The organism is Geodermatophilus arenarius (assembly GCF_042654585.1).
In the GTDB taxonomy this organism is placed as follows: domain Bacteria; phylum Actinomycetota; class Actinomycetes; order Mycobacteriales; family Geodermatophilaceae; genus Geodermatophilus; species Geodermatophilus arenarius.
This window is the reverse complement of the sequence record NZ_JBHSGR010000009.1, coordinates 1-20731: the sequence shown is the minus strand read 5'-3', so window position 1 is coordinate 20731 and position 20731 is coordinate 1. Positions and strand designations below refer to the sequence as shown.

Genomic DNA, 20731 nt, shown 5'->3' with positions numbered 1-20731 from the left:
AGGCGAAACGGTCAGGCCTCGGGGACCCAGCCCTCGACGAACGCGGCCAGCCGCCGGGTCACCGCGCCGCCGGCCCGGCCCAGCGCCAGCAGCGCCGGCCGGTCCAGCGGGACCCGCACCGGCCGGCGCCCGGGGACCGCGCTGCGCACCGCGTGCCCGGCGGCGACCAGTTCCGGCCACGGGCGGTCCAGCTGCGCGCGCACCCGCGCCAGCGCGGCCGCCGTCGGCCCGGCGTTGCCCTCCACCATCGCGGTGACGAGCGCCGGGTCGCTGCCGGCCACCCGGGTGCCGTCGCGGAAGCTGCCGGCCGCCAGCGCGAGCGCCAGCGGGCCGGCCTCACCGGCGGCGGCGGCGAGCGCGGCGGCGAGCAGGTGCGGCACGTGGCTGACCGCGGCGACGGCGTCGTCGTGCTCGGCGGCGGTCACCGGCACCACCTCGGCGCCGGCGTCGAGCGCGACCTCGGCGGCGCGCAGCCAGCGCCGCAGGTCGGTCCCCGGCTCCAGGCACAGCGCCCAGCGCGCGCCGCGGAACAGCCCGGGGTCGGTGGCCCCGTGCCCGGACCGCTCGGTCCCGGCCATCGGGTGCCCGCCGACGAACCGGCCGCCGAGCGCCGCGCCCACCGAGGCGAGCACCGGGACCTTCACCGAGCCGAGGTCGGTGACGGTGGCGTCCGGGTCGACGTCGAGGCCGTCGAGGGCCGTGGCCGTCGCCGGCAGGGGGACGGCGAGGACGACGACGCCGCCGAGCTCGCGGCCGACCCGCACGCCGCGGGCCGCGGCCGCCTCGCGCGCGGCCGGGTCGACGTCCCACCCGGACACCTCGCGGCCGGCGGCGACCAGCGCGGCCGCCAGGGACCCGCCCAGCTGGCCCAGGCCGACCACCCCGACCGGCGGCGCCGGCATCGTCGGGACGGGGAGGCTCATGCCGGCGACCCCCAGGGCCGGTCGGTGCGGAAGACGCGGGCCAGCGCGGTGGCCACCAGCCGGCCGTCCTCGCCGCGGGCGTCGATGCGGTAGACGGCGGTGCGGCGGCTCCGGTGCAGCTCGCTGCCCTCGGCCACCAGCCGCTCCCCGGGCCGGCCCGCGACCAGGAACTCGGTGTGCACGTCCTGCGCGACGGCCACCGTGCCGTGGCTGTTGCCCACCGCCGCGTGGACGACGTCGAGCAGCGCCATCGTCGCGCCGCCGTGCGCGGTGCCGACGGCGTTGAGCAGCCGCGGGCCGACGGTCATCGCCGCCCGCGCGTACCCCGGCCGCACCTCCTCGAGCTCGATGCCGAGCAGCTCCGCGAGCGGGTCGGCGGCCAGCCGGGCGAACAGCGCGGCGTCGACCTCGGCTCCGTCGGAGGGTGCGGGATCGGCCATGATCAGAGGCTATGCCGCACTCCCCGCGCTCCTGGCCTCCGGCATGACCCCCCGGTCGTTCCTCCTCACGCAGGAGGTCTCCGACTACGTCCGCGCCAGCTCCGAGCCGCTGGACGAGGTGGCCGCCGCGCTGGTCGCCGAGACCGCGGCGCTGGCCGACCGGGGCGAGGTCCCGGCCACCTTCCAGATCGCCGTCGAGCAGGGCGTGCTCATGCAGCTGCTCACCGCCGCGCTCGGGGTCCGCCGGGCGGTCGAGATCGGCACCTTCACCGGGTTCTCCGCCCTGTGCATCGCCCGTGGCCTGGCCGAGGGCGGCTCGCTGCTGTGCCTGGACCGCAGCGCGGAGTGGACGGCGATCGCCCGCCGGTACTGGGAGCGGGCCGGCGTCGCCGACCGGGTGGAGCTGCGGCTGGGGGAGGCGCTGGACCTGCTGCGCGCGGTGCCCGCCGAGCCCGCGTTCGACCTGGCCTTCGTCGACGCCGACAAGGGCGGCTACCCCGCCTACGTCGAGGAGCTGCACCCGCGGATGCGGCCCGGCGGCCTCGTGCTGCTGGACAACACCCTGCGCAGCGGCCGCGTGCTGGCGCCCGAGAGCGACGAGGACCGCGTGATCGCCGGCCTCAACGCCTCGCTCGCCACCGACCCCCGCTTCGAGACCGTGCTGCTGCCGCTGGCCGACGGCCTGACCGTGCTGCGGGTCCGGTGAGCGCCCCGGGGACGGCCGCCCCGCCGAGCTGGGCGGTGCGGGTCGCCCGCCGCGGCGGCCGCTGGCGGGTGGAGCTGCTGGCCGCCGACGCCTCCGACGAGCTGCCGGTGCTCGAGCGGGCGCTGGGCGACCCCGGCACGGAGGAGTGGCCGGGGCCGTTCGTGGTCGTCGTCGACTCGCGGCTGTACTTCGTCGTGCTGCGGCACGGCCCCGGGGGCATGGTCCGCGCGCTGATCTCGGACGCGACCATGCAGGAGTGGGTGCTCGGCGCCGAGGTGGTCGAGCGCTACGGCATCGCCGTCGACGAGGACGGCGCCTTCGACGACGACGAGACCGGATGGCCGGGAGGGGACCTGGACGTGTTCGCCGACGACGGACTGCCCGCCGACGAGCTGCGGCCGATCGTGACCGCCGACGACCTGTGGGCCGACGAGATGGTCGCGCGGATCGCCACCCGGCTGGGCTTCGCCGACGAGCTGGCCGCGGCGGTGCGGGCGTGAGCGCGACCGCGACCGCCGTGGTGTTCGACCTCGGCGGGGTCATCACCGAGAGCCCGATGCTGGCCTTCGCCGCCTACGAGGCCGAGGCCGGCCTGCCCGAGGGGCTGATCCGGCGGCTCAACAGCACCGACCCCGACACCAACGCCTGGGCGCGGTACGAGCGCAACGAGCTCGACGTCGAGGGGTTCGTCGACACGTTCGAGGCCGAGGCGCTGGCCGCCGGCCACCGGGTGGACGCCCGCCGGGTGCTGGCCGCGCTGTCCGGGGAGATCCGCCCGCAGATGGTGGAGGCGGTGCGGACGCTGAGGGCCGCGGGCCTGCCGCTGGGGATGTTGTCGAACAACGTCGCGCCGATGGAGCGCACCGGGCGGCTGGCCGAGCTGCTCGACCTCTTCGACGCCGTCGTCGAGTCCTCGGTCGAGGGCGTGCGCAAGCCCGAGCCGGAGATCTACCGGCGGGCGCTGGCCCGGCTGAACGAGGCCACCGGCCGCGACCTCGCGTTCTCCGACTGCGCCTACCTCGACGACCTGGGCATCAACCTCAAGCCGGCCCGGGCGCTGGGCATGCACACGATCAAGGTCGCCGACCCCGCGACCGCGCTCGCCGAGCTGTCCGCGCTGGTCGGCCTCCCGCTGGCCGGCGCCCGGCCGTGACGGCTCCCGGCGGCGTCCTGCCCGACGACGTCGTCGACGCGGCGATGGTCCGCGCGCTGCGGCTCGCCGTCACCGCGCAGGAGTGGGGCGACACGCCGATCGGCGCCGTCGTCCTGGGGCCGGACGGCGCGGTGCTCGCCGAGGCGGCCAACGAGCGCGAGAAGCGCGGCGACCCGACGGCGCACGCCGAGGTCCTCGCCCTGCGCGCCGCGGCCGCGGTCCACGGCGACGGCTGGCGGCTGACCGGCGCGACGCTCGTCGTCACGCTGGAGCCCTGCACGATGTGCGCCGGCGCCAGCGTGCTGGCGCGGGTGGCGCGCGTCGTCTACGGCGCCGACGACCCCAAGGCCGGCGCCGCCGGGTCGCTGTGGGACGTGGTCCGGGACCGCCGGCTCAACCACCGGCCGCAGGTCACCGGCGGGGTCCGGGCCGAGGAGAGCGCGACACTCCTACGCGCGTTCTTCCGCCGGAGACGGGCCCTGTAGTCTCTTCGGCGGTGGCGTGTCCGAGCGGCCGAAGGAGCACGCCTCGAAAGCGTGTGAGGTGCAAGCCTCCGTGGGTTCAAATCCCACCGCCACCGCCAGCAGGACCGGACGGCGGCGCCCCGCGACGGGGCGCCGCCGTCGTCGTCTCCCGGGTCAGGGTCTCCCGGGTCAGGGTCTCCCGGGTCAGGGTCTCCCGGGTCAGGCCACGACGTCGAGGTCGACCAGCAGCTCCCCGTCGTCGCCGCGGACGAACGTCACCGCGTGCGTCTCCACCACCCGCTCGCCGCCCCGCCGGAACTCCACCCGGCTGGTCGCGGTGAGGCCGTCGTCCTGCTCGTCGACGTCCCGGACGTCGACGAGCGACACCTCGTCCCAGCGGCCGAAGAAGTCCCGGTAGTAGTCGTAGCTCGCCCGCGACCGCAGGCTCGGCCCGGTCATCGCGTACGCGCTCTCGGGGTCGCCGGGCAGGTACTCGTAGTACTGCTCGAGGGTCTGCCGCACCTCGGCCTCCGCGTCCGACGCGGGCCCGGCCTCGTCGTCCGGCGTCGTCTCGTCCGCCGGCGTCGCCTCCTCCGTCGGCTCCGGGGTGGACTCCTCCGTCGGCTGCCCGGCGGACCCGGTCTCCGGCGCGGGAGCCGGCTCCGTGCCCGGCGACGTCGGGTCCGCCGAGCTCTGCGGTGCGGGGTCGGCCGACGGGCTCCCGCCGTCGCCGCGCACGGCCAGCCAGGTGCCCAGCGACGCGGCGAGCACGACGAGCAGGACCAGCGCGGCCACCAGCAGCGGACGGCGGCGCCGGCGCCGGGCGCCGACGGACGGTCCGGTCCGGGGCGGTCCGGGCCGGGCGGCGGGCTCCGGCCCCGGGCGGGCGGCCGTCCCGGGCCCGGGGGTCGGCGGGCCGGCGGGGACGGCCGCGGGCTGGACGGCGGTCGGCGGGTCCGCGCGGGCCGCCGGATCGGTCGGGGGCACCGGCGCCGGCACCGCGGCGGTCCGGTCCCGGTCGCGGGAGGACCGCAGGTCGGTGCGGGCCAGGAGCACCGTCGTCGTGTCGCCGTCGCGGCCGGCGGCCAGCTTGGCGAGCACGTCGCGGACCTCGGTCATCTCCGGCCGGTCGGCGGGGTCGCGGGCGAGCATCCGCAGCACCGGCCGCTCCAGCGACCCGGCGCGGGCGGGCGGGCGGATCTCCCCGCCGGCGACCCGGTGCAGCAGGCGCAGCGCGTTGTCGTCCATGCCGAACGGCGGCTGCCCCTCGACGCAGGTGTAGAGGGTGGCGCCCAGGGAGAAGACGTCGCTGGCCGGCGTCATCCCGGCGCCCTGGGCGACCTCCGGGGCGAGGAAGGCCGGCGTCCCGGTGATCTGGCCGGTCTGGGTGAGGGTGACGTCGCCGCTGGCGTGCGAGATGCCGAAGTCGGTGATCTTGACCAGGCCCTCGACCCGGTCGCCGCGCCCGATGAGCACGTTGGCCGGCTTGACGTCGCGGTGGACGATCCCGGCCGCGTGGACGGCGGCCAGCGCGTCGGCCAGCTGGGCGCCGACCTGCGCCACCTGGTCGGTGCGCAGCGGCCCGTCCTCGGCCAGCACCACGGCCAGGCTGCGGGAGGGCAGGTACTCCATGACCAGCCACGGGATGCCCTGCTCCAGCGCCACGTCGTAGACCGAGATGGCGTGCGGGTGGGTGAGCCGCGCGGCGATCCGGCCCTCGCGCAGCGCCCGCTGGCGGTGGTGGTCGGTCGTCTCCGGGTCGGCACCGGCCGGCAGCAGCACCTGCTTGATCGCCACCCGCCGGTCGAGGAGCTCGTCGCGCCCCAGCCACACCGCACCCATGCCGCCGCCGCCGATCCGCTCCAGGAGGCGGTAGCGGCCGGCCACCAGGCGGCCGGGGACGGTCGAGGTCACGGGCGGCTCCTACCCCGCGGGCGGGCGCCCGGCACGGGCCGGGTCAGACCGTGCTGGGGACGCCGTAGCGGCGCGCGTACTCCTCCTGCGCCCCCTCGGGCAGGACGTCGTAGAGCTCGCCCAGCTGCTCAACCGCGTCGGGCGCCAGGTCGTCGAACAGCCGCGCCCACGTCGGCGGCTCGTCGTAGCCGCGGGTCAGCAGCAGCTCCCACGCCTGGGCCTGGCGGTCGCGCTTGCTGCGCTCGGCGGCGAACTCCGACAGGTAGCGGTCCTTGGCGGCCGCCTTCTCCTCCGCGGTCGCCGACGGCGGCAGTCCTGACGGGTCGGCCCCGTGCAGGACGGCGACGATGGCCTCCACGACCTCCGGTCGGACCTGATCCGGCTCGCTCATCCGTCCTGCCTCCTCGGTTCCCCCGTGCGGCCCCGTGCGGTGCCCGTGCGGTGTGCGACCGGTCCAGCCTGCCCCGTGCCGCCCGCGCGGACCACCCGGGGCGGCACGCCCGTGCCGGGGCGGCGGCTGACCCGCGGCCCGGCGCCCGGTACCATCGGCGTGCACTGGAGGATTCGCCTAGTGGCCTATGGCGCTCGCTTGGAAAGCGGGTTGGGGGCAACCCCTCGGGAGTTCGAATCTCCCATCCTCCGCAGGCACGCGACGGGCTCCCGGCCAGCCGGCCGGGAGCCCGTCGCCGTCCATGCCCGGGCCTACGCCCCGGCCACCGGCTCCGGGCTCCGCCGCAGCTGGCGGACGTAGAGCCCGGCCACGGCGGCGAGCAGCAGCAGGCCACCCGCGACGGCGGCCGGCGCCAGCCGCTCCCCGAGGAACGCGGTGGCCAGGACGGTCGCGGTGAGCGGCTCGAGCAGCGTGACGATCGAGGCCACCGCGCCGGGCACCGTCCGCACGCCGGTGAAGAACAGGCCGTAGGCCAGCGCGCTCGGCACCAGGCCCAGGTAGAGCAGCACGGCCAGCGCCGCGCCGTCGGAGGGCACCGACAGTCCCTCGGCCAGGACCACCGGGGTCAGCAGCAGCGCGCCCCCGGCGAAGCCGGCGAGGGTGACCGGGACGCCGGCCGGCACGCCGCTCCCGGCCAGCGTGACGACGGCGTAGCCGAGCGCCGAGCCGCTGGCCATCAGGGCGCCGAGCAGCACCGTCGTCCCGGTGTCGGCGCCGGCGGAGACGCCGACCAGCAGGGTGAGCCCGGCCAGGGCCACCGTCAGCGCGACGAGCGTCGCCCGGTTCGGCCGGCCGTGGCCGAGCAGCGTGCCGCCGACGGTGATCAGCAGCGGCGCGAGGCCGAGGGCGACGAGCGTGGCGATGCTCACACCGGCGCGCTCGACGGCGCTGAAGAAGGCGAGCTGGTAGGCGCCCAGCCCGGCGCCGACGAGGGCGAGCCGGACGGCGACCGGCCGGGTCAGGGGGACGGCGGCGGTGCGGCGGCGGGCGGTGGCGAGCCAGGCGACCGCGAGGGCGGCGGCGCCGATCGCGAGGCGGTACCAGGCGATGTCGAGGGCGGACAGGTCGCTGCGGTCGGCGATCAGCCGGCCGGACAGGCCGGCGGTGCCCCAGCACAGCGCGGCGAGGACGACGAGGAGGAACCCGCGGCTCGACGCGGGGGAGGAGAGGGCGGGGGAGGACAGGGTGGACACGACGCTCCTGGGCGCTGGTTCCGGACGGGGGACCGGGTCCGGAGCACGGCGCAGCGGCGGACGGCGGGTGCGCCGGCCGCGCGGGTCAGCCCGCGGTGCTCCGGGTCAGGAGCGGGGCGGGGGCAGGACGAGGGCGCGCCGGGGGGCCATGGACCGTGAGGCTAGCGGGCGGCGTCCTCTACAGTGGGTGCAGACCCCTCGTGTGGCGTCACCCCGTGAACCTCCCCAGGGCCGGAAGGCAGCAAGGATAAGCGGGCTCTGGCGGGTGCGCGGGGGGTCCCTTCTTTCCCCGACACGTCGGGCTCCGTGGCGCGGCTCACAGCCGGCTCCCAGGTCGGTGCGCCAACATCCTTGAACCGTCAAGGAGAGGAGCTCGTCATGGCCCGTCGCCGTCGCGCGTGGTGGATCGTCGGGGGACCGGTCGCGGTCCTCGCCCTCGGCCTGGGCGTCGGTCCCCTGGTCTACGCCGCGCTCGAGGAGGACGCCGCCGCGGCCCCGACCGTGCAGGCCCAGCCCTCCGACGTCGAGCTGGCCGCCGACACCGACGGGACGTGGACGGTGGCCCCGGGCTCCTCGGCGGGCTACCGCGTCGACGAGGTGCTCAACGGGGCCGACGTGACCGTCGCCGGCACCACCGACCGGGTCACGGGCTCCGTGGTGGTGCAGGGCGGGGACATCGCCTCGGCCGAGGTCACCGTCGACGTCGCGAGCATCAGCACCGACTCGGGCCGGCGCGACGACTACTTCCGCGGCAACGTCATGGACGTCGGCACCCACCCGACGGCGACCTTCGCCGTCCGTGGGCCCGTCGACCTGCCCGAGCTCGGCGGCACCCCGGTGACCGTGCCGGTGACCGGCGACCTCACGCTGCGCGGCACGACGCGCCAGGTGCAGACCGACCTCGCCGTCGTCCGCACCGCCGGCGGGGTCGAGGCCTCCGGCGCGGTCCCGGTCGTGTTCGCCGACTTCGGCATCTCGGCGCCGGACCTGGGCTTCGTCCGCGTCGAGGACCGCGGCCAGGTCGAGTTCCTGCTCAAGCTCACCCTGTGAGCCGCGCCGGGCGCGGGCCGAGCCGGTCCCGCGCCCGGTGCCGGAGGCGCCGAGGCGCCGGGAAACGAGATCGTCACGCGCTCGGGTCTTGTGCGGGAACCTGATCCCTACAGAATGGACCCCGTGCCCAAAGCCGAACTGGACACTGCGTCCACTTCTGCGGCCGGATCGGCCAAGGCCCTGGTGAAGGGCCTGTGGCTGGTCGAGCACGTCGCCGACAGCGACCGCCCGCTGCGGCTGGTCGACCTGGTCGAGGCCAGCGGCCTGCCGCGCCCCACGGCGCTGCGGCTGCTCGACGTCCTCTGCCGGGCGGAGGTGCTCCGCGTGGACGGCCAGGGCGCGTACACGCTCGGCCCGCGCGTCGCCGCCTGGGGCCAGTCCTTCCTCGACCGGCTGGACCTGCGCTCGCAGGCCGCCGAGCTCATGGAGGAACTGGTCGAGATCAGCGGCGAGACCTGCTTCCTCGGGGTCCTGGACGGCCGGCAGGTGCTCTACGTCGCCGCGGTGAACAGCCCCAAGCCGGTCCGCCCGGCCGCCCGGCCCGGCTCCCGCAACCCCCTGCACTGCACCGGCATCGGCAAGGTGCTGCTGGCCGGGCGGGACGACGACCAGGTGCTCGCGCTGCTGACGGACCCGCTGGAGCGGCGCACCGAGAACACCCTCACGGAGGTGGCGGCGGTGCTCGCGCACGTGCGCGGCATCCGGGAGCGCGGCTACGCCACCGACGAGATCGAGAACGAGGAGGGCGTGCGCTGCGTCGCCGCCCCGGTCCGCGACCACACCGGCGCCGTCGTGGCGGGCCTGTCGGTGTCCGCGCCCGCCTACCGCTTCACCAGCGACGACGTGCAGCGCCTGGCGCCCGACGTGCTCCGGGTGACCACGGAGCTGTCCCGGCGGCTGGGTGCCCCGCTGCCCGGGGACGGCCCGGCCGGCGCCCTGACCAGCGGCCCGGAGACCCCGGGCGCCGAGAGGAGGACCCCGTGAGCGAGGACGAGAGCTGGCGCGGCAAGGTCGGCAAGCTCGACGAGGACGCGGTCGCCGCGTTCCTGGCCGAGCCGCGGATCGCCCGCCTGGCCTGCCTGGACGACCAGGGCTGGCCCTACGTGGTGCCGTGCTGGCAGGAGTGGGACGGCGAGGCGTTCTGGGTGGTGCCCCGCGAGAAGGCGGCGTGGGGCCGCTACCTCGAGGCCGAGCCGCGCTGCGCGATCACCGTCGACGAGGAGGGCGCCCAGCGGAAGGTCGTGGCCCAGTGCCGCGCCGAGCTGGTCGAGCGCCCCAACGTGGGCGGGCAGTGGGTGCCCGTCGCCGAGCGCATGTCCACCCGCTACCTGGGCGAGAACGGCCCGAAGTACCTCGAGCCGACGCTCGACAAGCCGCGCTGGCTCTACCGACTCGTCCCGGTCACGTTCCAGACGTGGCAGGGGCAGGACTGGGCGCGGCGGTACAAGTGACCGGGGCGGCGGACGGACCGGCCGGCGACGTTCTCGACGTCGTCGAGCTCGCGCGGACGCTGGTGCGGACGTCGAGCCCGAACCCCCCGGGGGACGAGCGCGCCGTCGCCGGCGTCGTCCGGGACGCGCTGCCGGCCCTCGGCCTCCCGGCCGCCGAGGTGCTGGCGCTGGACCCGGCACGTCCCAACCTGCTGGTGACGCTGGACCTCGGGCCCGGCGGCAGCCACCTCGTGCTGTCCGGCCACCTGGACACCAAGCCGGTCGGGGACGCCACCTGGACCGTCGACCCGCTCGGCGCCGACCTCGACGGCGACCGGCTGTACGGGCTGGGCTCGGCCGACATGAAGGGCGCGATCGCCGCCATGCTGGTGGCCGCGTCCCGGCTGGCGCGCGCCCCCGGCGGACGAGGGCGGCTGAGCCTGCTCCTCACCGCCGACGAGGAGGACGGCGCCACCTACGGCGCCCACCACGTCGCCTCCACCCGGCCGCTGAGCGCCGACGCCGTCGTGATCGGCGAGCCCGGGGGGATCGAGGAGGACTTCGACCGGGTGCACCTGGTCAGCCGCGGGATCGCCCGGCTGCGGCTGGTCGCCCGCGGCCGGCAGGGTCACTCGAGCCTGTCCGGCGTCCCGGGCACGCGCAACGCCGGGGTCGACGCCGCCCGCCTGGTCACCGCCGTCGCCGACGACCTCGAGCTCGCCGTGCCGGCCAACGACGACGCGCTCGAGGGCTGGGCGGCCACCGTCAACACCGGCATGACCTTCCGCGGCGGCGTCGGCTACGGCGTGCTGCCCGGCCGGGTCGCCGTCGACACCGAGGTCCGGCTCCTGCCGGGGATGGACCGCGGCGGGGTGACCGAGGCGTTCACCGGGCTGGTCACCCGGGTGGCCGGCGACACCGGGGCCGACCTCGCGGTGGAGTACGACGCCGCCCCCAACGACTGGCTGCCGCCGGCGGCCGTGCCCGCGGGGCACGCCGTCGCCCGCGCCGCGCAGGAGGCGTGCGAGGCGGTGCTGGGCGCCGCGCCGCCGCTGTCGGTCTTCCCCGGCACCACCGACGCGACCTGGTTCGCCGCCGCCCAGGGGATCGCCACCCTGCCGGCGCTCGGGCCGGGGCTGCTGCGCCGCGCGCACGGGGCCGACGAGTGGGTCTCGGTCGCCGCCGTCCGGCGGGCCGTCGACCTGTACGAGCACCTGGCCCGGGCCTTCACGGCGCGGGACGGGGAGGGGACGTCGTGACCGCCGGCGCGCCGACGCAGGGCACCACGGCGGGGACACCGGCGGCCGGCCCCGGTGCCGGCCGGGACCTGCTGCGCCGGGCCCTGTCCCTGGTGGCCCCGCTGGCCGGGCTCGCGGTCGTCCTGGTGCTGGCGGCGATCACGACGCCGGGCTTCTACAGCGGCGGGGTGCTGCGGCTGGTGCTGTTCCAGGTCGGCCTGATCGGCGTGACGGCGATCGGCCAGACCCTGGTGCTGCTGGTCGGGGGCATCGACCTGTCGATCGGCGCCGTCGTCGGGCTGACCACGGTGATCCTCGCCGAGTACACGCAGGGCGACGACGACCGGCTGCTCGGCGCCGTCCTGCTCGCCCTCGGCGCCGGCGCGGTCGTCGGGCTGGTCAACGGGCTGCTCGTCGTGCGGCGGCAGGTGCCGGCGTTCGTCGCCACCTTCGCCACCTTCGTGCTGGTCCAGGGCGTCATCACCGCGTGGACCCGGGGCGCCCCCTCCGGCGACATCCCCGGCGGGCTCGGCGGGCTGGGGACCGGCCGGTGGCTCGGGGTCCCCGTCCCCACCTGGGTGTTCCTCGCCGTCGCGGTGGTGACGGGCGTCGTGCTGTCCCGCACCGGCCTGGGGCGGCGGCTCTACGCCACCGGGGCGAACGCCCGGGCGACGGCGCTGTCCGGGGTGCGCACCGGGTGGATCGTCGTGGGCTGCTTCGTCGCCGCGGCGCTGCTCGCGGTCCTCGCCGGGCTGATCAACGCCGGCTACATCGGCTACGTCGACGCGCGCCTGTCCCGCAGCCTCGACCTGAACTCCGTCGCCGCCGCGGTGATCGGTGGCATCGCCCTCACCGGGGGACGCGGCCGGATCGGCCAGACGGTCGCCGGTGTCGTCCTCCTGGCCGTGCTGCTCGCCTGGCTGCGGCAGCTCGGCGCCGGGGCTGGGGCGCAGCTGGTGGTGAGCGGCGCGGTGATCCTGCTCGCCGTCTGGCTCCAGAGCAGCGGGTGGACCGTCCGGTCCCCTCGTCGGAACAAGCAGAGGGATGGAGTGCGATGAGGACACACGTCAGCACCTCGCGCCGCGGGGGCCGGCTGCGCCTGCCCCTGGCTCTCGGCATGGCGGCCGCGCTCGTGGCGGCCTGCGGCACGGAGCAGGAGGGCACGTCCGCGGGCGGGGGCGGGGGCGGAGGGGAGGAGTGCGCCAACTCGGAGGAGGCGCAGGCGACCTACCGGGAGGCCTGGACCACGGCGGCCGAGCAGCTCGGCCTCGAGGAGCTCGAGCCCGTCGAGGAGGAGATCTGCGAGGTCGACACCTCCGAGTGGGCCGCCGAGCCCAAGAACGGCGACACCTACCGGATCGCCTTCGCCGCGCAGGGCCCGACCAACTCCTGGGGCCTGACCAACGAGGAGGCCTTCCGCGCCCACGCCGAGGAGCTCGGCGTCGAGGTCCTCTACGCCTCGGCCAACGGCGACGCCACCGCCCAGGTCGACAACATCCAGCAGCTGGCCTCGCAGGACCCCGACGCGATGGTGGTCGTCCCCATGGGCGACGGCATCACCGGCCAGGTCCAGGCGGCCGCCTCCCAGGGCATCCCGGTGGTCCTCTGCGCCGGCCGGCTCGGCGCGGACAGCGGCGCGGTGTCCACCGTGACCCGCCAGTACGAGCTGCTCGGCACCATGTACGCCGAGTGGCTGGTGCAGCAGCTGGGCGGCGAGGGCCAGGTGGCCGTCCTCAGCGGGCTGGCCGGCGTCCCGACCGCCGAGTTCCAGAAGGCCGCGGCGCTCGAGGTGTTCTCGCGGTACCCGGGCATCGAGGTCGTCACCGAGCAGTACACCGAGTGGTCGCCGACGGTGGCCAAGACGGTGGCCGCCAACCTCGTGACCCAGTACCCCGAGCTGGACGGCATCTGGTCGGACTCCGGCTACGGCGACCTGGGCGTCGTCCAGGCCTACCAGGAGGCGGGGCGCCCCGTGCCGCCGATGACCGGTGACGCGATCAACGCGTTCCTCAAGGCGGTCCAGGGCACCGACGTCAAGTTCGCGCTGTCGTCCTTCCCGCCCGAGCAGAGCACCCAGTGCCTGGACACGGCGATGTCGGTGCTCGAGGGCGAGCCGGTCCTCGACAAGGTCTACATCGAGAGCCCGAGCTTCACGCACGAGCAGCTCGACCAGTACGTGCGGCCCGAGTGCAGCGACAACCTGTTCGTCCCCTCCGGCCTGCCGGACGAGCAGCTGCGCGAACTGGGGCTGTGCTGAGCCGATGGCGTCCTCCACGACGGCCGTCCTGCAGGCCCGGGGGCTGACCAAGTCCTTCCCCGGGGTGCGGGCGCTCGACCGGGCCGACCTCTCGTGTCGGCCCGGTCGGGTCCACGCCCTCGTCGGTGAGAACGGGGCCGGCAAGTCCACGCTCGTCCGGATCCTCACCGGCAACCAGGTCCCCGACGAGGGGGAGCTGCTGCTCGACGGCGAGCCGGTCCGGTTCACCGACCCCCGGCAGGCCATGGCGGCCGGGATCAGCGCCGTCTACCAGGAGCTGACCGTGCTCCCGGCCATGAGCGTCGCCGACAACGTGATGCTCGGCCAGGAGCGGACCGCGCGGGGCCTGCTCGACCGCCCGGCCCAGGACCGCGAGGTCCGGGCCGCGCTGGCCCGCGTCGGGCTCGGCGACCTCGACCCCCGCACCCGGGCCGAGGACCTGTCGCTGGCCAACCAGCAGATGGTCGAGATCGCCCGCGCGCTGGTGCGGAAGAGCCGGGTGATCGTGCTGGACGAGCCGTCCGCGGTGCTCTCCGGCGACAAGCTGGAGGCGCTGTTCGGCGTCGTCCGCGGGCTGGCCGCCGACGGCGTGGCGGTGGTCTACATCAGCCACCTGCTGGAGGAGGTCACCGACCTCGCCGACGACGTGACCGTGCTGCGCGACGGGCGGGTCGTCTCCACCGGGCCGGCGTCGGACTACGACGTGCCGCGGATCATCCGCGAGATGGTCGGCCGCGACGTCGACGCCGTCTTCCCGCCGCTGCCCGAGCCGGGCGCGGAGACGGTGCTCCGGGTGCGCGGCCTGGTCCCCGTCAGCAGCTCCCGGACGCCCGCGCCGCTGGACCTCGACGTGCGGGCCGGCGAGGTCGTCGGCGTGGCCGGCATGGTCGGCTCCGGGCGCAGCCGGCTCCTGCGGACCATCGCGGGCGAGCACCGCCGGGCCGCGGGCACGGTCGAGGTGGCCGGGCGCCCGGTGCCCACCGGCACCCGCCGCGCCATCGCCGCCGGCGTCGCCCTGGTGCCGGAGGAGCGCAAGACCGACGGGCTGGTCCTGCCGCTGCCGGTGCGCGCCAACACCACGCTGGCCGCGCTGGGACAGGTCCTGCGCGGCGGCTTCCTCTCCGCCCGCCGCGAGCGGGCGGTGTTCGAGGAGGAGCAGGCCCGCCTGGGCATCCGGGCGTCCGGGCCGGAGCAGGGCACCTGGCAGCTCTCCGGCGGGAACCAGCAGAAGATCGTGCTGGCCAAGTGGCTGCGGCGGGGGCCGCGCGTGCTGCTGCTCGACGAGCCCACCCGCGGCGTCGACGTCGGCGCCAAGGCGGAGATCTACCGGCTGATCGCCGGCCTCGCGGCCGAGGGGATGGCGGTGGTCGTGGTCTCCAGCGACCTCCCCGAGGTCCTCGGGCTGTCCCACCGCGTCCTGGTCTGCCGCGCGGGGGGCGTCGTCGGCGAGCTGGCCGGCGAGGACGTCACCGAGGAGAACGTCATGCACCTCGCCCTGGACACCGCGGGGGTGACCCGGTGAGCGCCGCGGCCGGGGTCGCCCCCGCCCGCACGCGCGGCTCCCTGCTCGCGAGCCTCACCCGCACCGGGGCGGCGGTCTGGATCGTCGTCCTGGTCGCGGTGCTGGCCCTCACCGTCGCCGACGCCGGCGGCTTCTGGGCACCGGCCAACGTCGCGAACGTCCTCACGGCCACCGTCGTCCTGGGGCTGGCGGCGCTCGGCCAGCACCTCGTCGTGCTCAGCGGCGGGATCGACCTGGCGGTCGGCTCCCTCGCCACGCTGTCGGCCCTGCTGACGGCGATCCTGATCAACGGCTACCCGATCCGCACGGTGCCCGTCGTCGTCGGGATGCTCCTGCTCGGGGCGCTGGTCGGTCTCCTGCACGGGGTGCTCGTCGCCCGGGTGGGGCTGCCGCCGTTCATCGTCACCCTCGCCACGCTCTACCTCATCCAGGGCGCGGCCTTCACGATCAGCACGACGCCCACCGGCCGGGTCACCACCGCGCTGTCGACGATCGCGCTGCAGCGGATCGGCCCGGTGCCCTACTCCTTCGGCGTGCTGCTGCTGGCCCTCGCCGTCGTCGCGTTCGTCCTGCACCGGACGGCGTTCGGGCGGCAGCTGTTCGCGGTCGGCGGAGACCAGGCGGCGGCCCGGGCCAACGGCGTCCCGGTGGCGCGGGTCCTGGTCACCGCCTACGTCCTGGCCGGCGTCCTGGCCGCCCTGGCCGGCGTCCTGCTGGCCGCGCGGGCCACCGTCGGGTCGCCCACCGCCGGGCAGGGCCTGGAGCTGTCGGCCATCACCGTCGTCGTCCTGGGCGGCACGTCGCTGCTGGGCGGCCGCGGCAGCCTGGTCGGCACGATGGGCGGCGTGGTCCTGCTGTCGCTGGTCAGCAGCTCGGTCACCCTGCTCCAGCTGCCGGCGACGCTCACCGACCTCATCCGCGGCGTCGTGATCCTCGCGGCGGCGGCGGTGTTCGTCACCCGGGCCCGGCGATGAGCGGCGTGGTCGACGGGCACGCGCACGTCTTCCGCTCCGCCGCCGTCTCCCCGCGGGGCGTCGACGAGCTGGCCCCGGCGGACCGGGAGGCGCCCGCCGAGGACCTGCTCGCCCGGATGGACGCCGCGGGCGTGGACGCGGCGGTGCTCGTCGCCCTGGACGCCGTCGACGACGACGTCGCCGACGCCCTCGACCGGTTCCCCACCCGGTTCGCCGGCGTCGCCGTCGCCACGGGGGCCGAGCTGGGGACCACCGGCGCCGACCCGGTCGCGGCGCTGCGCCGGCGGCGCGAGCGCTGGGACCTCGGCGCCCTGCGCACCGGCTGGCTCGGCGACCCGTCCCGGCCCGTCGCGGACTCCCCGGCCCTGCCGGTGCTCCGGCTGATGGCGGAGGAGGGGTTGCCGCTGTGGAGCTACCTGCCGCCGCCGCAGCTGCCGCTGCTCGAGGAGCTCGTGCGGCTGCTGCCCGACCTCGTCGTCGTCCTCAACCACCTCGGCTTCTGCCCCCACGACATGTGGGTGGACGAGCACCGCCGGCCCCGGTTCGACGATCCGCTGCCCGAGCCGCTGGTCCAGCGGCTGCTGCGGCTGGCCGACGCGCCGCGGGTGCACGTGCTCGTCTCGGGCCAGTACGCGCTCTCGGCCGAGGAACCGCCGTACGCCGACCTGTTCCCCGTCACGCGCCGGCTGGCCGCCGCCTACGGCGCCGACCGCCTGCTGTGGGGCTCGGACCACCCGTGGCCCAGCGACGTCCCGGGGTACGACACCCTCGTCGGGATCGTGGCGTCCGCGCTGCCCGGCCTGACCGGGCGGGAGGCGGCCCGCGTGACCGGCGGCACCGCCCGCTCGCTGTTCCCCCGCCTGGCCGCCGCCGCGGCCTGAACCGACCCCGACGAGGAGACGACCGACCCATGCCCAGCCTGGCCACGGGGGCGGAGACCATGCCGCGCTCCGGCATCCGACAGGTGATGGACCTCGCGTGGAGCCTGCCCGGCCCGGTGATCGGCCTGCACGTGGGGGAGCCGAGCTTCCCCTCGCCGGCGCACGTCGTCGAGGCCGCCCGGGCGGCGTACGCCGCCGGGGAGACGCACTACGTCCCGAACGCCGGGATCGACCCGCTGCGGCAGGCGATCGCGGAGAAGGTCAGCACGGTCAACGGCTTCCCGGCGACGCCCGCGCAGGTGGTCGTCTCCGCGGGCGGGGCGCAGGCGCTGCACAACGCGCTGTCCCTGACGATCGGCGCCGGCGACGAGGTGCTGATCCCCGACCCGGGCTGGCCGAACTACGCCATGGCGGTGCAGCTGCTGCAGGCGGTCCCGGTGCGCTACCCCCTGCGGCCGGAGAACGGCTTCCGCCCCGACCCCGGCGAGCTGGCCGGCCTGGTCACCGACCGCACCCGACTGATCGTGGTCAACACCCCGTCCAACCCGCTCGGCACGGTGCTCCCGGCCGCCGACGTCGAGGCGCTGGTCCGCTTCGCCGAGGACCACGACCTCTGGCTGCTCTCCGACGAGTGCTACGACGAGCTGACCTTCGACCGGCCGCACGTCAGCCCCGGCCGGTTCGACCGGGACGGCCGCGTGCTGAGCGCCTTCAGCTTCTCCAAGACCTACGCGATGACCGGGCTGCGCGTCGGCTACCTGGTCAGCCCCGGGGAGGACGTCGCCCGGCAGGCGGCCAAGCTGCAGGAGCCGCTGCTGGCCTGCGTCAACGCCCCCGCCCAGGCCGCGGCGCTGGCCGCGCTGCGCGGCCCGCAGGACGACGTCGTCGCGATGCGGGAGACCTACCGGCAGCGGCGCGACCTCGCCGTCGACGCGCTCGGCGCCTGCGGGCTGGGGTACCTGCGCCCCGAGGGGGCCTTCTACCTGTGGGTCGACGTCCGGGACCGCAGCGGCGGGGACGTGGGGGCGTGGTCCCTGGAGCTGCTGCGCCGGGACTCCGTCGCCGTGGCGCCCGGGACCACGTTCGGGCCGCTCGGGGAGGGGTGGGTGCGGCTGTCGCTGGCCACGGACACCGACGACCTGCTGGAGGGCATCCGGCGGATGGGTGCGGCACGGTGACCGGCGCCCGCCTGCAGCCCGGGCCGGTGCTCACCGGGAGCGGCCTGGTCGCCATCCTGCGCGGCCGGTCCGGGGAGCGGCTGGCCGCCGCGTGCGAGGTGCTCCTCGACGCCGGCGTCCGCTGCCTCGAGGTCACGATGAACACCCCGGGCGCCCTGGACGTGGTCGGCCGGCTGACCGCCGACGCCGGCGCGGGGACCGAGATCGGCGTCGGCACGGTGCGCCGGCCCGAGGAGGTGGACCGCGCCGCCGACGCCGGCGCGGTCTTCGTCGTCGCCCCGAACACCGACGAGGCGGTCGGGCGGCGCGCCGCCGAGCGCGGACTGGCCTGGTACCCCGGCGCGCTCACGCCCACGGAGATCGCCCGCGCCTGGGACCTCGGGGCGGCCGCGGTGAAGGTCTTCCCGGCGGGGTCGGCCGGCGGCCCGCGGTACCTGCGCGAGGTGCGCGGCCCCCTCGACGACGTCCTGCTGGTGCCCACCGGCGGCGTCGGCGTCGAGGACGTGCCCGGCTACCTGCAGGCGGGCGCGGTCGCCGTCGGGATGGGCGGCCCGCTGCTGGGCCGGGCGCTCGAGGACGACGCGGAGCTGGCCGGGCTGGCCGGCCGGGCCCGCGCCGCGCTCGACGCGGTGGCCCGCGGGCGGTCCGGCGCGTGAGCGCGGCGGGGGACCCTGCCGTCGTCCGCGGCGTCGTCACGCTGGGGGAGACCATGGCGCTGCTGTGGCCGCCGGAGGTCGGCCTGCTGCGGCACGCGCCCGCGCTGCGGCTGGGGATCGCCGGCGCCGAGTCCAACCTGGCCGTGGGCGCGGTGCGGCTGGGCGTGCCGGCCACCTGGATCGGCCGGGTCGGGGACGACGAGTTCGGCCGCCTGGTCGCCACGACGCTGCGCGGGCAGGGCGTCACCGCGACCGCCGTCGTCGACCCCGGCGCCCCGACCGGGCTGATGGTCAAGGAGCGTCGGACCGCGCGGGCCACCCGCGTCCTCTACTACCGCTCCGGCAGCGCCGGCTCCCGGCTGTCCCCGGACGACGTCGACCCCGCGGTCGTCGCCGCGGCCGGCGTCCTGCACGTCACCGGGATCACGCCGGCCCTCAGCGCCTCCGCGCGGCAGGCGGTCCTCGCGGCCGTGGAGGAGGCCCGGTCGGCCGGCGTGCCGGTGTCGGTGGACCTCAACTACCGCAGCGCGCTGTGGTCCCCGGCCGAGGCCGGGCCGGTGCTGCACGAGCTGGTGCGCGCCGCGGACGTCGTCCTGGCGACCGAGGAGGAGGCCCGCCTGCTCGTCGAGGGCCCGGACGACCGGACGCTGCTCGCCGCGCTGGGTGCCCTGGGGCCCCGCCAGGTGCTGGTGAAGAAGGGCGCGGCGGGGTCGCTGTCGAGCATCGACGGGGTGGTCCGCCGCGTCCCGGCCCGCCGGGTCGACGTCGTGGACCCGGTGGGGGCCGGGGACGCGTTCGGCGCGGGCTACCTCGGCGGCCTGTGCCTGGGGCTGCCGCCGGAGGAGCGGCTGGCGCTGGCGACCTCGGCTGGGGCGTTCGCGGTGACGGTGCCCGGCGACTGGGAGGGGCTGCCGTCGCGCGCCGACCTCGCGCTCCTGGACGCCGACCCGGACACCGTCGTGCGCTGAGCGCGGCCCGCGGGGACCGGGGGACCCGAGGTCCGCCGGGCTGTCCGCGGTGCCGCGTAACCTCGCCGCGTGGCTCTGGCGCTCTACCGGAAGTACCGCCCGGCGACCTTCGCCGAGGTGGTCGGCCAGGAGCACGTGACCACCCCGCTGGTCAACGCCGTCGACGGCGGCCGGATCAACCACGCCTACCTGTTCAGCGGCCCGCGCGGCTGCGGCAAGACGTCGTCGGCGCGGATCCTGGCCCGCTCGCTCAACTGCGAGCAGGGGCCGACGTCGACCCCGTGCGGGGTGTGCGCGTCCTGCGTCGCGCTGGCGCCCGACGGCCCGGGCTCGCTCGACGTCATCGAGATCGACGCGGCCAGCCACGGCGGTGTCGACGACGCCCGGGACCTGCGGGAGCGCGCCTTCTTCGCGCCGGTGAACAGCCGCTACAAGGTCTACATCGTCGACGAGGCGCACATGGTGACCACGCAGGGCTTCAACGCCCTGCTCAAGGTGGTCGAGGAGCCGCCGGAGTTCCTGGTCTTCGTCTTCGCGACGACCGAGCCGGACAAGGTGCTGCCGACGATCCGCTCGCGCACGCACCACTACCCGTTCCGGCTGGTGCCGCCGACGACGCTGCGCGGGCTGCTGGAGAAGACCTGTGCCGCCGAGGGCGTGCAGGTCGAGCCGACGGTGTTCCCGCTGGTCGTGCGGGCCGGCGGCGGCTCGGTGCGCGACTCGCTGTCGATCCTCGACCAGCTGCTGGCCGGCGCCGGGCCCGAGGGCGTCACCTACGCCGGCGCCGTCGGGCTGCTCGGCGTCACCGACGACGCGCTGCTCGACGAGGCCGTCGACGCGCTGGCCGCCCAGGACGCGCCGGGTGTGTTCCGGGCCGTCGACCGCGTCGTGGAGGCCGGGCACGACCCGCGCCGCTTCGCCACCGACCTGCTGGACCGGCTGCGCGACCTCATCGTCCTCGACGCCGTGCCCGACGCCGGCGCCAACGGCCTGCTCGACTGCCCGCCCGACCGGCTGGACCTGATGGTGCAGCAGGCCAAGGCGCTCGGGTCGGCGACGCTGTCGCGCCTGGCCGACACGGTGCACGCCGGGCTGACCGAGATGCGCGGCACGACCGCGCCGCGGCTGCTGCTGGAGCTGGTCTGCGCGCGGATGCTGCTGCCGGCCACCGACGACACCGCCGCCGGCGCGCTGCAGCGGCTCGAGCGCCTCGAGCGGCGGCTGGCGATCGGCGGCGCGCCGGAGGCCGGTGCCGGGGTTGGTGCCGGTGCCGCGCCCGTGGCGCCCGCCCGCGAGGCCGCGCGCCGCGCGCTGGTCCGCGAGGAGCCGGCGC

22 protein-coding genes, 2 tRNA genes and 1 other RNA gene are annotated in these 20731 nt (G+C 76.7%); 20 read left to right on the top strand and 5 right to left on the bottom strand.

All coding sequences use genetic code 11. The annotated features are described in order from the left end of the window. Positions 1 to 11 precede the first annotated feature (11 nt). Positions 12 to 923, bottom strand: coding sequence for a prephenate dehydrogenase/arogenate dehydrogenase family protein (locus ACFO3M_RS10000; RefSeq protein ID WP_387988436.1), 912 nt, complete (start codon positions 921 to 923; stop codon positions 12 to 14). Beyond that, entirely contained in the window at positions 920 to 1363 is a 444-nt protein-coding gene (locus ACFO3M_RS09995) for a PaaI family thioesterase (RefSeq protein ID WP_387988435.1), read from the bottom strand. The genes ACFO3M_RS10000 and ACFO3M_RS09995 overlap by 4 nt, the downstream gene beginning before the upstream one ends. On the opposite strand from ACFO3M_RS09995, the gene ACFO3M_RS09990 reads away from it, so the two are divergent. The 5 genes from ACFO3M_RS09990 (at position 1362) to ACFO3M_RS09970 (ending at position 3805) form a co-directional block, all read left to right on the top strand. After that, positions 1362 to 2069, top strand: a complete 708-nt coding sequence (locus ACFO3M_RS09990; RefSeq protein ID WP_387988434.1) for an O-methyltransferase — start codon at positions 1362 to 1364, stop codon at positions 2067 to 2069. The genes ACFO3M_RS09995 and ACFO3M_RS09990 overlap by 2 nt on opposite strands. Continuing rightward, positions 2066 to 2569 (top strand): tRNA adenosine deaminase-associated protein, encoded by a 504-nt coding sequence (locus ACFO3M_RS09985; protein WP_387988433.1) that lies wholly within the window; start codon positions 2066 to 2068, stop codon positions 2567 to 2569. The genes ACFO3M_RS09990 and ACFO3M_RS09985 overlap by 4 nt, the downstream gene beginning before the upstream one ends. Further along, a complete protein-coding gene (locus ACFO3M_RS09980; protein ID WP_387988432.1) occupies positions 2566 to 3222 on the top strand; it encodes an HAD-IA family hydrolase in 657 nt (218 codons plus the stop codon). The genes ACFO3M_RS09985 and ACFO3M_RS09980 overlap by 4 nt, the downstream gene beginning before the upstream one ends. After that, a complete protein-coding gene (tadA, locus tag ACFO3M_RS09975) occupies positions 3219 to 3707 on the top strand; it encodes a tRNA adenosine(34) deaminase TadA (protein ID WP_387988431.1) in 489 nt (162 codons plus the stop codon). Before ACFO3M_RS09980 ends, tadA begins: the two co-directional genes overlap by 4 nt. A 10-nt stretch (positions 3708 to 3717) precedes the next feature. After that, positions 3718 to 3805: transfer RNA gene (locus tag ACFO3M_RS09970), tRNA-Ser, on the top strand. A gap of 100 nt (positions 3806 to 3905) precedes the next feature. Here ACFO3M_RS09970 and ACFO3M_RS09965 read toward each other — a convergent pair. Together ACFO3M_RS09965 and ACFO3M_RS09960 are read right to left on the bottom strand one after the other, a co-directional pair. Continuing rightward, positions 3906 to 5600, bottom strand: a complete 1695-nt coding sequence (locus ACFO3M_RS09965; RefSeq protein WP_387988430.1) for a serine/threonine-protein kinase — start codon at positions 5598 to 5600, stop codon at positions 3906 to 3908. Between the two features lie 43 nt (positions 5601 to 5643). Continuing rightward, on the bottom strand, positions 5644 to 5991 hold the full coding sequence (locus tag ACFO3M_RS09960) for a hypothetical protein (protein ID WP_387988429.1): 348 nt from the start codon (positions 5989 to 5991) through the stop codon (positions 5644 to 5646). A 166-nt stretch (positions 5992 to 6157) separates the two neighbouring features. On the opposite strand from ACFO3M_RS09960, the gene ACFO3M_RS09955 reads away from it, so the two are divergent. Next, positions 6158 to 6242 (top strand) — tRNA-Ser (locus ACFO3M_RS09955). A gap of 60 nt (positions 6243 to 6302) precedes the next feature. On the opposite strand, the gene ACFO3M_RS09950 is transcribed toward ACFO3M_RS09955, so the two are convergent. Then, a complete protein-coding gene (locus ACFO3M_RS09950) occupies positions 6303 to 7244 on the bottom strand; it encodes a DMT family transporter (RefSeq protein ID WP_387988428.1) in 942 nt (313 codons plus the stop codon). A gap of 189 nt (positions 7245 to 7433) precedes the next feature. Here ACFO3M_RS09950 and ffs point away from each other — a divergent pair. The 14 genes from ffs to ACFO3M_RS09880 all read left to right on the top strand — a co-directional run. Continuing rightward, positions 7434 to 7529: signal recognition particle sRNA small type (gene ffs, locus ACFO3M_RS09945), an RNA gene on the top strand. A 93-nt stretch (positions 7530 to 7622) separates the two neighbouring features. Next, on the top strand, positions 7623 to 8294 hold the full coding sequence (locus ACFO3M_RS09940) for a YceI family protein (protein WP_387988427.1): 672 nt from the start codon (positions 7623 to 7625) through the stop codon (positions 8292 to 8294). A 123-nt stretch (positions 8295 to 8417) separates the two neighbouring features. Further along, complete coding sequence (locus ACFO3M_RS09935; RefSeq protein WP_387988426.1) at positions 8418 to 9278, top strand: IclR family transcriptional regulator; 861 nt, start codon at positions 8418 to 8420, stop codon at positions 9276 to 9278. Beyond that, a complete protein-coding gene (locus tag ACFO3M_RS09930) occupies positions 9275 to 9745 on the top strand; it encodes a pyridoxamine 5'-phosphate oxidase family protein (RefSeq protein WP_387988425.1) in 471 nt (156 codons plus the stop codon). Before ACFO3M_RS09935 ends, ACFO3M_RS09930 begins: the two co-directional genes overlap by 4 nt. Next, positions 9709 to 10983, top strand: a complete 1275-nt coding sequence (locus ACFO3M_RS09925) for a M20 family metallopeptidase (RefSeq protein ID WP_387988424.1) — start codon at positions 9709 to 9711, stop codon at positions 10981 to 10983. Before ACFO3M_RS09930 ends, ACFO3M_RS09925 begins: the two co-directional genes overlap by 37 nt. Next, positions 10980 to 12020, top strand: coding sequence for an ABC transporter permease (locus ACFO3M_RS09920; protein WP_387988423.1), 1041 nt, complete (start codon positions 10980 to 10982; stop codon positions 12018 to 12020). The genes ACFO3M_RS09925 and ACFO3M_RS09920 overlap by 4 nt, the downstream gene beginning before the upstream one ends. Beyond that, positions 12017 to 13219, top strand: coding sequence for an ABC transporter substrate-binding protein (locus tag ACFO3M_RS09915; protein ID WP_387988422.1), 1203 nt, complete (start codon positions 12017 to 12019; stop codon positions 13217 to 13219). Before ACFO3M_RS09920 ends, ACFO3M_RS09915 begins: the two co-directional genes overlap by 4 nt. Before the next feature lie 4 nt (positions 13220 to 13223). Continuing rightward, positions 13224 to 14741 (top strand): sugar ABC transporter ATP-binding protein, encoded by a 1518-nt coding sequence (locus tag ACFO3M_RS09910; RefSeq protein ID WP_387988421.1) that lies wholly within the window; start codon positions 13224 to 13226, stop codon positions 14739 to 14741. Further along, the gene (locus ACFO3M_RS09905; RefSeq protein ID WP_387988420.1) at positions 14738 to 15715 is read left to right on the top strand and encodes an ABC transporter permease; all 978 of its coding nucleotides are present in this window, start codon (positions 14738 to 14740) and stop codon (positions 15713 to 15715) included. Before ACFO3M_RS09910 ends, ACFO3M_RS09905 begins: the two co-directional genes overlap by 4 nt. Continuing rightward, positions 15712 to 16596: an amidohydrolase family protein gene (locus tag ACFO3M_RS09900; RefSeq protein ID WP_387988419.1), complete on the top strand. Its 885-nt coding sequence runs from the start codon at positions 15712 to 15714 to the stop codon at positions 16594 to 16596. The genes ACFO3M_RS09905 and ACFO3M_RS09900 overlap by 4 nt, the downstream gene beginning before the upstream one ends. 29 nt (positions 16597 to 16625) lie before the next feature. Continuing rightward, positions 16626 to 17774 (top strand): pyridoxal phosphate-dependent aminotransferase, encoded by a 1149-nt coding sequence (locus ACFO3M_RS09895; protein ID WP_387988418.1) that lies wholly within the window; start codon positions 16626 to 16628, stop codon positions 17772 to 17774. Further along, positions 17771 to 18430: a bifunctional 4-hydroxy-2-oxoglutarate aldolase/2-dehydro-3-deoxy-phosphogluconate aldolase gene (locus tag ACFO3M_RS09890; protein ID WP_387988417.1), complete on the top strand. Its 660-nt coding sequence runs from the start codon at positions 17771 to 17773 to the stop codon at positions 18428 to 18430. Before ACFO3M_RS09895 ends, ACFO3M_RS09890 begins: the two co-directional genes overlap by 4 nt. Next, complete coding sequence (locus ACFO3M_RS09885) at positions 18427 to 19398, top strand: sugar kinase (protein WP_387988416.1); 972 nt, start codon at positions 18427 to 18429, stop codon at positions 19396 to 19398. The genes ACFO3M_RS09890 and ACFO3M_RS09885 overlap by 4 nt, the downstream gene beginning before the upstream one ends. A gap of 69 nt (positions 19399 to 19467) precedes the next feature. After that, on the top strand, positions 19468 to 20731 hold a 1264-nt coding region (locus tag ACFO3M_RS09880; protein WP_387988415.1), incomplete at its 3' end, for a DNA polymerase III subunit gamma and tau.